At 67.2% G+C, this 13,403-nt stretch carries 13 protein-coding genes; 1 reads left to right on the top strand and 12 read right to left on the bottom strand.

Going from position 1 to position 13,403, the window contains the following annotated elements; all coding sequences use genetic code 11:
* Positions 1–103: 103 nt before the first annotated feature.
* From secF to yajC, 3 genes are all read right to left on the bottom strand, one after another.
* Complete coding sequence (gene secF / locus IT540_RS06830; protein ID WP_291174862.1) at positions 104–1,072, bottom strand: protein translocase subunit SecF; 969 nt, start codon at positions 1,070–1,072, stop codon at positions 104–106.
* A 15-nt stretch (positions 1,073–1,087) separates the two neighbouring features.
* A complete protein-coding gene (gene secD, locus IT540_RS06825) occupies positions 1,088–2,725 on the bottom strand; it encodes a protein translocase subunit SecD (RefSeq protein ID WP_291174859.1) in 1,638 nt (545 codons plus the stop codon).
* 76 nt (positions 2,726–2,801) lie between these two features.
* Positions 2,802–3,146 (bottom strand): preprotein translocase subunit YajC, encoded by a 345-nt coding sequence (yajC, locus tag IT540_RS06820; protein WP_291174854.1) that lies wholly within the window; start codon positions 3,144–3,146, stop codon positions 2,802–2,804.
* Positions 3,147–3,441: 295 nt separating this feature from the next.
* Here yajC and IT540_RS06815 point away from each other — a divergent pair, with 295 nt between their 5' ends.
* Entirely contained in the window at positions 3,442–4,326 is an 885-nt protein-coding gene (locus IT540_RS06815) for an ATP-binding protein (protein ID WP_291174851.1), read from the top strand.
* 84 nt (positions 4,327–4,410) lie between these two features.
* On the opposite strand, the gene IT540_RS06810 is transcribed toward IT540_RS06815, so the two are convergent.
* From IT540_RS06810 to IT540_RS06770, 9 genes are all read right to left on the bottom strand, one after another.
* Positions 4,411–5,976: a peptidoglycan DD-metalloendopeptidase family protein gene (locus tag IT540_RS06810; RefSeq protein ID WP_291174848.1), complete on the bottom strand. Its 1,566-nt coding sequence runs from the start codon at positions 5,974–5,976 to the stop codon at positions 4,411–4,413.
* A 255-nt stretch (positions 5,977–6,231) separates the two neighbouring features.
* Positions 6,232–7,026: a 5'/3'-nucleotidase SurE gene (gene surE, locus IT540_RS06805; protein ID WP_291174845.1), complete on the bottom strand. Its 795-nt coding sequence runs from the start codon at positions 7,024–7,026 to the stop codon at positions 6,232–6,234.
* Positions 7,027–7,079: 53 nt separating this feature from the next.
* Positions 7,080–8,375, bottom strand: coding sequence for a serine--tRNA ligase (gene serS / locus IT540_RS06800; RefSeq protein ID WP_291174842.1), 1,296 nt, complete (start codon positions 8,373–8,375; stop codon positions 7,080–7,082).
* Between the two features lie 186 nt (positions 8,376–8,561).
* The gene (gene tatC, locus IT540_RS06795; protein ID WP_291174838.1) at positions 8,562–9,377 is read right to left on the bottom strand and encodes a twin-arginine translocase subunit TatC; all 816 of its coding nucleotides are present in this window, start codon (positions 9,375–9,377) and stop codon (positions 8,562–8,564) included.
* Positions 9,377–9,811: a Sec-independent protein translocase protein TatB gene (gene tatB / locus IT540_RS06790; protein ID WP_291174835.1), complete on the bottom strand. Its 435-nt coding sequence runs from the start codon at positions 9,809–9,811 to the stop codon at positions 9,377–9,379. The genes tatC and tatB overlap by 1 nt, the downstream gene beginning before the upstream one ends.
* Before the next feature lie 37 nt (positions 9,812–9,848).
* Positions 9,849–10,058 (bottom strand): twin-arginine translocase TatA/TatE family subunit, encoded by a 210-nt coding sequence (gene tatA, locus IT540_RS06785; RefSeq protein WP_291174832.1) that lies wholly within the window; start codon positions 10,056–10,058, stop codon positions 9,849–9,851.
* Positions 10,059–10,207: 149 nt separating this feature from the next.
* A complete protein-coding gene (locus tag IT540_RS06780) occupies positions 10,208–11,371 on the bottom strand; it encodes an ABC transporter ATP-binding protein (protein WP_291174829.1) in 1,164 nt (387 codons plus the stop codon).
* 144 nt (positions 11,372–11,515) lie between these two features.
* Positions 11,516–12,385 carry an SMC-Scp complex subunit ScpB gene (scpB, locus tag IT540_RS06775; RefSeq protein ID WP_291174825.1) on the bottom strand — a complete coding sequence of 290 codons (870 nt, stop codon included), beginning with the start codon at positions 12,383–12,385 and terminating at the stop codon, positions 11,516–11,518.
* A gap of 97 nt (positions 12,386–12,482) precedes the next feature.
* Entirely contained in the window at positions 12,483–13,355 is an 873-nt protein-coding gene (locus IT540_RS06770) for a ScpA family protein (protein ID WP_291174820.1), read from the bottom strand.
* Between the last annotated feature and the right edge of the window lie 48 nt (positions 13,356–13,403).

The raw sequence follows: 13,403 nt of genomic DNA, 5'->3' as shown, positions 1-13,403 counted from the left end.
GCTAGACCATGATCGCTTCGGACCCTATCAGTCCGAAGCGTGAATCATCGGTCTCATCAAAAGGCTAGAGCGCGATCCCGATTCAATCAAAGCTGATCGTGCTCTAGGGCCGCGCGGAGACTCCGGCGCCCGCCCCCGTCTTCGCCGTCTCGCCGCTCCAGTCGCGCTTGATGCCGAGGTAGTCGATCAGCGGCGCCGAAACGAAAATCGACGAGTACGTGCCGACAAGCACGCCGAACAGCATGCAGAACGTGAAGTTGCGGATCACCTCGCCGCCGAGGAAGAACAGCGACAGCAGCACGGCGATCGTCGTGACGCCCGTAAGCACGGTGCGCGACAGCGTCTCGTTGATCGAGAGGTCGAGCAGCTCGGTCAGCGGCATCTTCTTGTACTTGCGCAAATTCTCGCGGATGCGGTCGGCCACCACGACCGAGTCGTTGATCGAGTAGCCGAGGATGGTGAGCAGCGCGGAGACGATGGCGAGATCGAACTCGAGCCAGAACAGCGAGAAGATGCCGGCCGTGATGACGACGTCGTGCACCAGCCCGACGAGAACGCCGACCGAGAACTGCCACTCGAAGCGGACCCAGACATAGGCGACGATGGCCACCATCGCCGCAAGGATGGCGATCAGGCCATTGAACCTGAGCTCGCTCGAGACCGCCGGACCGACCACCTCGATGCGCCTGAGCTCGAAGTCGTTGCCGAGCGCTGCCAGCACCTTGTCCGCTGCGGCCTGCTGCGCCTCCTCCTCGCCGGGCTGCTGCTCGATGCGGATCAGCACGTCGGCCTCCGTGCCGAAGCTCTGGATCTGCACGTCGCCGAGGCCGAGCCCGCTGAGTGTGCCGCGCATCGCGGAAACGTCGGCGGCACCCGACTTGGCACGCACCTCGATCATCGAGCCGCCCTTGAAGTCGACGCCGTAGTTGAAGCCCTTGGTCAGGATGATGCCGAGCGAAAGCAGCGTGAGCAGCGTCGAGATGACGAGGCAATGCAGCTTGTAGCGCATGAACGGCAATCGCGTTCCGTGCGGAAAGAAGTCGTTACCCTTGAAGTCGGGTACCAGGAACATGGGGTGGAACCTTCCCTAAATCGGCACCGAGACCGCGCTCGTGCGCTTGTTGTGTTTTGTGGCGCTCTTGAGCCAGAGGGCGACGAGCAGACGCGTCACCGTGACGGCGGCGAAGACGGACGTGAGGATGCCGAGCGTCAGCGTGACGGCGAAGCCGCGGATCGGCCCCGACCCGAGCCAGAACATGATGACGGCGGCGGCGAGCGTCGTGAGCTGGCTGTCGAGAATGGTGACGAACGCGCGCCGGAAGCCGGTCTCGATGGCCGCGACGGGCGTGCGCCCAGCCCTGAGCTCCTCGCGGATGCGCTCGTAGATCAGCACGTTGGCGTCGACTGCCATAGCGATGGTGAGCACGAAGCCCGCGATGCCGGGCAGCGTCAGCGTCGTGCCGATGGCGCTCATCAGCGCCAGAATGAGGATTCCGTGCACGATAAGGCCGAGCACCGCGTAGACGCCGAACGTGCCGTAGGCGAGCGTCGTCAGGATGACGGTGGCGATGAGCCCGACGATGCCGGCCACCTTGCCCGCCTCGATGCTGTCCGCGCCGAGCGACGGGCCGACCGTGCGCTCCTCGACGATGGTGAGCTTCGCCGGCAGCGCGCCCGAGCGGAGCTGAATGGCGAGGTTGTTGGCACTCTCGACCGAGAAGTTGCCCGAGATCTGCCCCGAGCCGCCGAGGATCGCCTCGCGGATCACCGGCGCCGAGATCACCTTGTCGTCGAGAACAATGGCAAACGGCTCGCCGACGTGCGTCTTGGAGAAGTTGCCAAACTTGCGCGCACCCGACTGGTTGAAGCGGAAGGTGATGATGGGCGCATTCGTCTGACTGTCGAAGGCGGGCTGGGCATCGACGAGATCGTCGCCCTGCACCACGGCCGTCTCCTGCAGCACATAAGCCGACTGGTAGCCCTGCTCCTCCTCGGCCGCCTCGTAGACACGGAAGCCGGCCGGGGGACGCGAGCTCTTCGCCTCCTCGGCCGAGACCGTCGGATGCACGGCATGGAACGACAGCTTGGCCGTCTTGCCGATCAGCTCCTTGAGCTGCTTGGTGTCGCTGAGGCCGGGATACTGCACGAGCACGCGATCGCGCCCCTGCTGCACCACCGTCGACTCCGCTGTGCCGAGCGCGTTCACGCGCCGGTTGATGGTCTCAATCGACGCCGCCGCCGCATGCGAGAGGCGCTCCTGGATGCCGTATTCCGTCGGCCTGATGAGGATCACCCCCGGCTCGCTGCCGCGCTCCACCTCGGAATCGTTGCGCGCGGTCCCGAGGATGAGGTTGCCGATCGGCTGGATGAGCTTCTTGAGCTCGGTAAGGGCCTTGTCGGTCTCCTCGGGCTTCACGAGGCGCACCTGCACGGCATCACCCGCGACGCCGATGGCTGAGAATCCGATCTTCTTTTCGCGCAGCGTCCGGCGCGCATCCTCGCGCAGGTTGTTGAGCCAGTCCGTGCGTAGCTCCTTCTGGTCGAGCGCGAGCAGGAGGTGCGCGCCGCCCTGCAGGTCGAGGCCGAGAGGCATCTGCCGCTTGGGCAGGATGCCCGGCCACGACTCGACGGTCTCCTTGGAGAAGAAGTTGGGAAGCGCGAACAGGACGCCGACGAAAATCGTCCCCACGATCGCGATGATCTTCCAACGCTCGAAATGCAGCATGCCGGAGCGAACCCCTCCCTGGGTGGTTGCAGTGTGCAAAGCGCGCGGCCGCCCCAGGCGTCGCGCAGCACATGGCTTATTTCGTGACCGTAGCGTCCTTCACCGGCTCGCTCTTCGAGCGGACGTCGAGCAGCGTGCTCTTGAGGACGCGGACCTTGAGTGTATCCGACAGGTCGACCTCGATCTCGTCCGAGTTGTCCGGCACGCGCGAAACCTTGCCGATGAACCCGCCCGAGGTCACGACCGTGTCACCACGGCGCACCCGCTCGACCATCTCGCGATGCTGCTTCTGGCGCTGGCTCTGCGGCCGTATCACGAGGAAGTAGAAGATGAGCACCATCAACAGCATGGGGATGAGCAGCCCGCTGAACGGGTCTGCCATCGGGCTGCTGGACTGGGCGTAAGCCGAAGAGATGAACATGAGGGACTGGTCCTTGCCGGATCGTCTGTCGGTGGGGGTGAAGCGAAACGCGGCCAGCCTCGCAGGAGCATCCTCCGCAAGCTGTCCGCCCCAAGATCGGCCGCGACTATAGTGCCCGGGGCCTCGTTTGCAACCCTCGCCGGCACGGGAGGGAAACCCTGCCCAGCACGCAATCTGGCACCATCGGCACCGGTCGGGCTATAGAGAGCCCGAACCCAATCCACGGGCGCCGCCGCGCCGGCAAAAGTCTGGCAAGCGCCCGGAAATCAAGGAAAAGATATCAGGCACCGCGATCATGAGCCACGACTCCGACCTAGCCGCCCGTCTCGACCGCATTGCCGCCGCCCTGGAGCGGCTGGCCCCCTCGCCGCCAGCACCCGCACGCTTCGACGAGGCGGACGCCTTCTTCTGGCACGCGGGGACGCTCTCCTTCGAGCCGGTCGCAGCCGTGAACCGAGTGCCCCGCGCGCTCCTCAAGGGCATCGACGGCGCCGCCCGCCAGCTTCTCGACAATACGCGCCGTTTCGCCGAGGGCCTGCCGGCCAACAACGCACTGCTCTGGGGCGCGCGCGGCATGGGGAAGTCGAGCCTGGTCAAGGCCGTCCACGCCGAGGTGCAGGCGGGCCTGGCGAAAGCCAAGGCCAAGCCTGCGGGCGGGCTGAAGCTGGTCGAGATCCATCGCGAGGACATCGCCACGTTGCCGGCCGCGCTGACGGCCCTGCGCGCTTCACCACATCGCTTCATCGTGTTCTGCGACGACCTTTCCTTCGACCGCGACGACACGAGCTACAAATCGCTGAAAGCCGTGCTCGAGGGCGGCATCGAGGGGCGCCCGGCCAACGTCCTCTTCTACGCCACGTCGAACCGCCGCCATCTGATGCCGCGCGACATGGTCGACAACGAGCGCTCGACCGCCATCAATCCCTCCGAGGCCGTGGAGGAGAAGGTGTCGCTGTCGGACCGCTTCGGGCTCTGGCTCGGCTTCCACAACTGCAGCCAGGACGACTACCTGGCCATGGTCGAAGGCTACGCCAAGCATTTCAAGCTGCCGATCGCGCGCGACGATCTGGTCCGCGAGGCACTGGAGTGGAGCGTGACGCGCGGCGGCCGCTCGGGTCGCGTCGCCTGGCAGTTCACGCAGGATCTGGCGGGGCGGCTCGGCAAGACGTTGCCGCTCTGAGGAGCAGCAACGGGCAACAGGCAGCGTTCGTCTCAGCCGTATACCGTCCGCTGCCGGCTGCCCGCTGCCTGTTGCCCGGCCTGACTACAGCCGTTCCATGAACGGCGTCGGATCGACGGGCTTCTGGCCCTGGCGCAGCTCGAAGTGCACCTGCGGCTGATCCACCTGGCCCGTGCGTCCGGCCTTGGCGATCACCTGTCCGCGCTTGATGCGGTCGCCGCGCTTGACGAGGATCTCGTCGGCATGCGCGTAGGCGGTCACCCAGCCGTTGTCGTGGCGCACGAGCACGAGGTTGCCGTAGCCCTTGAGCTCGTCACCCGCGTAGGCCACCACGCCGTTCTCGGCCGCATGGATGTCCGTGCCGATGGGCGCGGCGAGGTTGACGCCGTCGTTGTGCGTGCCGTCCGGACGCGGCCCGAAGGCGCTGATCACTTTTCCGGCCACCGGCCAGCGCAGCTTCGAGAAGCCCGCAACGGCGGTCGAAGTCTGCGGATTGGACGGCGACACCGCGTCGCTGGCCGAGCCCTGCTCCGCCTTCGCGACTCGCTCCGGAGCCGGCCCCGCCGTGCCCGTGCCGTTGAGCATGGTCGGCTGCTGCGGCGTGGAGGCTGCCGGCGGCGTGCTCGGCGTCTCGCCGAGCCGCACCACGCCGGGAGCCGGCGACGGCGTCGGCTCGCTCGCCGTCGAAGCCGGAGGCGAATAGCGCGGAGGCTCGGCTGCAGGCGGCGGCGCCTCGGCAACCGTCGCGCCCTCGCTTGCCGGTTCGCCCGGAACCTTCAGCACAGTGCCGGGCATCACCTTCCGCGAGTCCGTGATGCGGTTGTAGCGCTCGAGATCGGAGAGCTTCACGCCGTTCTGGCGCGCGATGCCGTAGAGCGAGTCGCCCTGGCGCACGGTGTAGCTGCGAGTCCAGTCGGACGGCGCCTCGGCGGCGGGCTGCTGCTGCACTGGCCGCACGGCCACCGTCTCGTAGTTCTCGCGCGGAGGCCGCGCGGTGACCGTCGCCGCCGGAGGCCGCGTCTCCGCTGCCGGCAGATGGAGCTGCTGTCCAGGGCGCAGATCGTTGGAGGTGAGGCCATTGGCGGATTTCAATGCGTTGACGGAAACCCCGTGGCGCCGCGAGAGCGAATAAAGCGTATCGCCGGGGCGAACCTCGATCATGTCGCCCGTGGCACCGGTGCCGCGCGACGCGACCGGCGGAACGCCTCCGGAGGAGCCGCCGTAGCCCGGCGCACCCGAGTTTCCGTGGGGCGAGTATCCATGGGACGACGCGCCCGACGATCCGCGGGACGGCGCTGCATAGCTCGGCTGTGACTGCGGCGGGGGCGTCCGCTGGCTGGAGTCGTAGGACGGCGCGGCGCTGTAGCCCTGGCCATAGCCGGCATCGCCGTTGTAGGGCGCGCCCTGCTGGGGCGGGATCGCTGCGGTCGTCATCGGCGCGAGCTCGGAGCGGGCCACGCTGCTGCCGCCGGAGGCCCGGCGATCATACCCCGCCGACCCGTACTCGGCCGACGCCACGCGGCCGGTCGTGCCGGAGGACGCATAGCCCGACTGCGTGCGCGCCCCGTCGGAATACCCCAGGTCGAACCGGGAGACGCTGGCGCTGCAGCCAGCCAGCACGGAGGCGGCGAAGACCGCCCCGATCTTCACGCGTCCGACACCGAGGGTGAATAGATGACATTTACGCAAGGAACTTAACATGCCACTCACCTTGAATACCCTCATCAGGTAACCCTTAACGAGTTAAGAGAACCTTAACGCGTGCCTGAAGCGCGAATCAGAAGCGGGGGAAATCGAGGACAGCAGCCGGCCGCATGCCGAAAATCCGGCTCCCCGCACGCGTCTTCCTTACGCTGCGATTGTGCTGCGATGACGGAGAAATCTCGGCGACTTGGCGGCTGACGCTCAGCCCGCGTCCTTGAGCCGGCCAGGGCCGCCGAGCCTGAGCGAGGCCCCGAGCGCCTCGCGCACCGCCTCGTGCGTGAGGTTGAGATGCAGCGGCGTCACCGAGATGAGGCCGTCCGCGATGGCGCGCAGATCCGTTCCCGGCGGCGGATCGGACCGGCGGCGCTCGAACCCGACCCAGAAATAGGGATCGCCCCACGTATCGTTGCGCTCCTCGATGCGCAGGCCGCCCTGATCGCGGCGTCCTTGCCGCGTCGCCACGATGCCCTTGACGTCGCCTGGCGCCAGATCCGGATAGTTGACGTTCATGAGCGTCATCGCCGGCCAGTCGGCGGCAAGCAGTTGCTCGACGATACGCGGCCCATGCTCGAGCGGCGTCTTCCAGTGCTGCTTGCCTTCGGGATCGAAGCCGATGGTGAGGCTCATGGCGATCGAGCGGATGCCGAGCAGCGTGCCCTCCATGGCGCCCGCGATGGTGCCCGAGTAGGTCACGTCCTCGGCGAGGTTCGCGCCGTGGTTGACGCCCGACAGCACGAGGTCCGGCGCCTTGTCCTTGAGCACGTGCTTGACGCCCATGATCACGCAGTCTGCGGGCGTGCCGCGCACGGCGAACGCGCGTTCACCGATCTCGCGGTGGCGCAGCGGCACCTGCAGCGTCAGCGCGTGCGAGGCGCCGCTCTGGTTCATCTCCGGCGCCACGATCCACACGTCGTCGGAGAGCGCGCGGGCGATCTGATGCAGCACGGAGAGCCCATGCGCCCCAGCCCCGTCATCGTTCGTCACCAGAATGCGCATCGCGTCTCCGACTTTCCCCCCTCTCCCCATAAGAACAAGGGAGAGGGAACCGTTTAGACCGCCTCGATCCTCGTCACACCGCCCATGTAGGGCTGCAAAACTTCAGGAATTATGACGGATCCGTCGGCCTGTTGATAGTTTTCGAGCACGGCAACGAGCGTCCGCCCGACGGCGAGCCCCGAGCCGTTAAGGGTATGCACGAAACGGACGTCCTTGGCCCCCTTCGGCCGGTAGCGTGCGCCCATGCGCCGCGCCTGGAAGTCACCGCACACCGAGCACGACGAGATCTCGCGGTAGGCGTCCTGCCCCGGCAGCCACACCTCAATGTCGTAGGTCTTCTGCGAGGCGAACCCCATGTCGCCCGTGCAGAGCAACATGGTGCGGTAGGGCAGCCCGAGCCGACGCAATACCTCCTCGGCGCAGTTCGTCATGCGCTCGTGCTCTGAAAAGCTTTCCTCCGGCGTGGTGATCGACACCAGCTCGACCTTGGAGAACTGGTGCTGGCGGATCATGCCGCGCGTGTCCTTGCCGGCCGCGCCCGCCTCCGACCGGAAGCACGGCGTCCACGCCGTGAGCCGGATCGGCAGCTCGGCTTCGTCCAGGATGCGCTCGCGCACGACGTTGGTCAGCGAGACCTCGGCCGTCGGGATGAGCCAGTAGCCGTTCGTCGTCTGGAACAGGTCCTCGGCGAACTTCGGCAGGTTGCCGGTGCCGTAGGCCGCCTCGTCGCGCACGAGCAGCGGCGGATTGACCTCGGTGTAGCCGCCAAGTTTTTCGGTGGCGCGACCCGTGTGCAGGTCGAGCATGAAGCTCGCGATGGCGCGCTCGAGCCGCGCGATCGCTCCCTTGAGGAACACGAAGCGCGCGCCCGAAACCTTGCCCGCCGTCTCGAAGTCCATCAGGCCCAGCGCCTCGCCGATCTCGAAATGCTGCTTGGGCGCGAAATCGAACGTGCGCGGCTCCCCGACGCGCCGCACCTCGGTGTTGCCCATCTCGTCCTTGCCGACCGGTACGTCCTCGCGCGGCAGATTGGGAATGACGGCCAGGGCGCTCTCGAGCGCGGTGGTGAGTTGCCGCTCCTCCTCCTCGCCGCCCTGGATGACCTCCTTCAGCTCGGCGACCTCGGCCATGAGCTGCTGCGCCAGCGCCTCGTCCTTGGCGCCCTTCGCCTTGCCGATCTCCTTGGACACCGCGTTGCGCCGGCTCTGCGCCTCCTGCAGCTTCGTCAGGTGCCGCCGCCGCGCATCGTCGAGCTCGAGCACTTTCGCGCTCGCCGGCTCGAGCCCGCGGTTCCGGAGCCCGGCGTCAAACGCCTCGGCGTTGTCTCTGATCCACTTGATGTCGAACACGGGAGGTCCTCGAAGATTGGCAACGTCGCTTCATCTTCGTCATCCCGGCGGAGGCCGGGACCCACGACACGTCGCCGCTCGGGTGGGCTGCTAGCGTGGATGGCCGCGTACGCAGCCATGACGTGAGGAAAATAACGTCGGATGCACGCGACGGTATAGGCTGCCCCAAGCCCAGGGTCTAGAGACCTAGGTCGCCGCCGCGTCCCCTGCGGCATCCTTGGCCGCCTGCTGCTTCTCGACCCAGGCCACCGCCACGATCGAAAGCTCGTAGAGCAGCGTCGTCGGCAGCGCCATGATGATCATACTGATCGCGTCCGGCGGCGTCAGCACGGCCGCCACGGCGAAAATGCCGACGATGGCGAACCGCCGCCCGCTGCGCAGCGTCTCCGACGTCACGACGCCGGCGCGCGCGAGCAGCGTCAGCACCACCGGAAGCTGGAAGCAGAGCCCGAAGCCGAAAATGAGCGTCATGATCAGCGACAGGTACTCCGACACCTTCGGCATCAGCTCGATGGTGGCGGGTCCGCTTTCGCTCGCCGTGTGCGCGAGCCCGATCGAGAACTTGATCAGGATCGGCATGGCGACGAAATACACGACCGCCGCGCCCAGCACGAAGAACACCGGCGTCGCGATGAGATAGGGCAGGAACGCCTGCCGCTCGTTCTTGTAGAGCCCGGGCGCCACGAACTTGTAGACTTGGATCGCAGCCACCGGGAACGACAGGAACGCCGCCCCGAACAAGGCGAGCTTGAGATGCGTGAAGATCTGCTCGAGGAAATGCGTCGCGATCAGGCGCACGTGCTCGCTGCCCGAGGCCCAGACGTAGGGCCAGACCAGTATGTCGTAGATATGCCGTGCGATGGCGAAGCAGAGGAGGAACATCACGAAGAAGGCGATCGACGCATAGATCAGCCGCTGGCGTAGCTCGATAAGGTGATCGATCAGCGGCGCCTTGGAAGCGTCGATGTCGTCTTGTCCGGGACGCGGCAGGCTTTCCTGCATCAGGTGGACCCCACCGTGGATTTCGAGTCCGCCTCGCCGGCCGGCACCGGCTGCTGATCCGGCTCGGGCGATGTCGCCTCTGGCGCGGCAGAGGGCTCCGCCGCCAAAGCCTTGGGCGTCGTCTCACTCTTGGTCTCGAGTTTGGCCTCGGGCTCGATCTTCGCCGACGCCTTTACGCTCTCGACGGAGCGCGTCGCCTCGTCCAGCGAGGACTTGACGCCTTCGCTGACGGCCTGGACTTCCTTCTTGATCTGATCGAGCTCGGCTTCGCGCATGGCCTGCTCGAACACGGCGCGAAACTCGTTGGCCTGCCGCCGCACGACGCCGGCATAGCGGCCGAGCGTGTTGAGAAAGCGCGGCAACTCCTTCGGCCCCACAAAGATCAACGTGACGAGGCCGAGGATGAGAAGCTCGCTCCAACTGATGTCGAACATCGGAACGTTCCGGTTTGCGGCCGCGCCGAACCGGCGATCAGCCCGCCTTCGACTTGTCGCGCTCGGCGGCCGGCGCGTTGTCGATCACTTTGGTCTCGACGGTCGGCGTCTCGTCCTCGCTGAGCCCCTTCTTGAAGCTCTTGATGCCCTTGGCAACGTCGCCCATCAGGTCGGAGATCTTGTTACGCCCGAACAGCAGGACGACGACGACGAGCAGCAGCAGCAGATGGGTCGCACTCAACCCCATGAAAAGGCCTCCTTCTCGGCCCGATGGCTCGGCCATGAGCGGCGCGCGGGCGCCCGGTGTTTGCCGTGGTTGGCGCGCACTATTGCAGAAACGCCCCCCTGCCGCAAGCGCGCCTCAGACCCCGGAGCTGGGCATTACAAATTTGAAATTCAAGGGGTTTTATCGCCGTTCGACGGAAAGATCAGAACCTCCCGCGGATCGATGTGGAGCCGCACCTCGCTCCCCTCCGCAAGCGGCTGCCCAGCGCCCGTGCGCACGTTGAGCGGCGCCTCGAAACCTTCGGCCACGACCTCGTAACGCACGGCATCACCCAGGAACTTGGCGCCCCGCACCCGGCCCATGAGCCCGGCGCCCTCGTCTTGTCCGTTGCCGCTCGCGGCCTTGAGCCCCACGCCGCGCTCACGGATGCAGAGCATCGCAAGCGTCCCGTCGGCGAGACCCGGCGCCGGCAGCGCGCCGATTGGCGTCGCGACGCGACCGTCCGCAACGCGCACCTCGAGCTCATTGATCTCTGAGAACAGCCTGGCGACGAACAGCGCCACCGGACGATGGTAGAGATCCTCGGCGCGTCCCGTCTGCACGAGCCGGCCCGCGCGCATCACCGCGATGCGATCGCCAAGCCGCATCGCCTCCTCCGGATGGTGCGTGACGATCATGCTCGTCGCCCGCGTTTCGCGGATCAGCGCCAGCGTCTCCTCCTGCATGGCCTCGCGCAACTGCACGTCGAGCCCGGAGAACGGCTCGTCCATGAGCATCACCGCCGGGCGCGGAACGATGGCCCGCGCCAGCGCCACGCGCTGCTGCTGGCCACCCGAGAGGATGTGCGGATACTGGTCCGCATAGCGCTCGAGCCCGACGCGCGAGAGCATCAGCAGCGCCTCGCGCTGCGCATCCTCGCGCGGCAGCGCCTTCAGTCCGAACGCGACGTTCTCCAGGATCGTCAGGTGGGGAAACAGCGCGAAGTCCTGGAACATCAGCCCCACGCCGCGGTCCTCGGGCTGCACGAACCGCTCAGGCCCCGCCACCACGCGATCGTTGATCAGGATGCGCCCGCCGCTCGGCCGCTCGATGCCGGCCGCGAGCCTGAGCAGCGTGGTCTTCCCGCACCCCGAGGGACCGAGCAGGCACACGACTTCACCCGGCGCGATGTCCAGCGAAAGCGCGTCGACCGCAGCACGCTCCCCGTAGGTCTTGGAGACGGCATCGAACGTGAGCCGCGCGGCAAACGTCGCGCCCGCCCGCGCCCGCACGCCACCCGGCAGCGCATCGGCGGTGCGAGATTTCCCGGATGTGCTGAAGAGCCAGTTCGCCACGCGTGAACTCGAGTTGATACGGAAGCAGCCGCATCGCCCCCCTCACCGCTCGCTCACACTCGCGACCTCTCCCCACAGGGGGGAGGTCCGAAGCGATTGCAGATCGCTTCCGGGTGAAAAGCGGGCGCCGCAAAGTTGACGATCCTAGTCTGGCTTACCCTCGCCGCCGTCATCCGGCAAGTCGCCCTCGGCGTGAGCCTCAACGGCCTCCTCGTCATCCGACGAGGGCTCCTCCGCCTCGTCGCCCTCGTCTTGCTCCTCCTCCGCCGCCTCGAGCGGCAGCTCGTCGGGCATGAGCGAGGCGGCAATCGAAGGATCGGGCACCGTGAAGCCCGGCGGCAGGTGCCCGTCGAGCAGGCCCTGCGCCTTGAGGTCGGCCAGCCCCGGCAGGTCCTTGACGCTGTCGAGACCGAAGTGGGCGAGGAAGCTGTCCGTCGTGCCGTAGGTCAGCGGCTTGCCGGGCGCACGCCGGCGCCCACGCGGTCGAATCCAGCCCGCCTCCATCAGGATGTCGAGCGTGCCGGCCGAGGTGGTGACCCCGCGGATCTCCTCGATCTCGGCGCGCGTCACCGGCTGGTGGTAGGCGACGATGGAGAGCGTCTCCAGCGCGGCCCGCGAGAGGCGGCGCTCCTCGACCGCGTAGCGCTCGAGCAGATAGCCGAGATCCTCCGCCGTGCGGAACACCCACTTGCCGGCCACGCGCACGAGGTTCACGCCGCGCGGAGCATAGATGGCGCGGATGCTCTCCAGGATCTGGGCGATGTCGCTGCCATGGCGCAGCTGCTGGGCCAGCGCCGCCTCGTCGAGAGGCGTCGAGGAGGCGAACAGCAGCGCCTCGACGATGCGCAGATCCTCGAGCCGCTGCTCGGCGGAGGGCGCGAGACCGGCCTCGACCGCCTCTACCTCGGAGAGCGCGCGCGCAAGCTCCCGCGCCTCCTCGGCCTCGGGCTCGTCAAGTGCCGAGCTGTCCTCGATGCCGTCACGCGTCACCACTCTGAGTTTCGGCGGAACCATGTCGCCATCCCTGTTTCGGCGCCGCAGCCGCGCTCGACCTCAACACACAAGAGAGCAGCCTGCGCGCTCACGCATTCCTTCCGCAGACAGAGTCGAGCTAGGCTTGAGACGCCTGCGGCCCGTCGAACACCACATCCACACGCTGCCATTCCGCGCCCGCCTCACGCCGGCGCATGTAGATGGGCGAGAACGGCGCATCCTGCCGGAGCTCGATCATCCCCTCGCGCGCCATCTCGAGCGTCGCGCCGAAGGAGCTTGCGAGCACCGTCTTGTCCTCCTCCTGCGTCGCGAGATAGGTCTTGAGACAGGCATCGAGCTCCACCCAGTCGCCGATCGCCTGCCCGACCAGGCTTTCGAGCTTATGGCGTGCCTGCTTGATCGACCACACGCGCCGCGCCTTGACCACGTGCGTGACCTTGACCGTGCGCCGCCGCAACTCCGAGTAAGCCTTGAGCAGGTCGAAGATCTCCGCCGTCCAGCGCACCTCGCTCGACGTCTGCACCTGCTCCGGCATGCCGCGCTGGAACACGTCGCGCCCGAGTCGCCTGCGCGTCATCAGCTCGCCGATGGCGCGCCGCATCGCCTCGAGCCGCATGAGGCGGAAGGCGAGCCGCTGTGCCATCTCCTCGGCGGAGGGCTCGTCGCCCGTCTCCTTCTCCTTGGGCAGCAGCATGCGCGACTTCAGGAACGTCAGCCACGCGGCCATCACGAGATAGTCGGCGGCGATCTCGATCTTGAGCCGCTGCGCCTCCGTGATGTAGGCGAGATACTGGTCGACGAGCGCCAGGATCGAGATCTTCGAGATATCCACCTTGTGCGTGCGCGCCAGCGCGAGCAGCAGGTCGAGCGGCCCTTCGAAGCCGCCGACATCGACGATGAGCGCTTCAGAAGCCGCCGGCGCCAAATCGCCGTCCGGCGCCTCCCAGCCCGGATCTCCCGCTTCGGCGATCTCTTCCGTCTCGTCTGTCATCGGCCCTGCTTGAAGGCGCGGCACACAGCGCAAGCTGCGCACCAGTTC

It is taken from the genome of Hyphomicrobium sp., from assembly GCF_020852195.1.
Taxonomy (GTDB): domain Bacteria; phylum Pseudomonadota; class Alphaproteobacteria; order Rhizobiales; family Hyphomicrobiaceae; genus Hyphomicrobium_C.
This window is presented reverse-complemented; position numbering and strand designations above follow the sequence as displayed.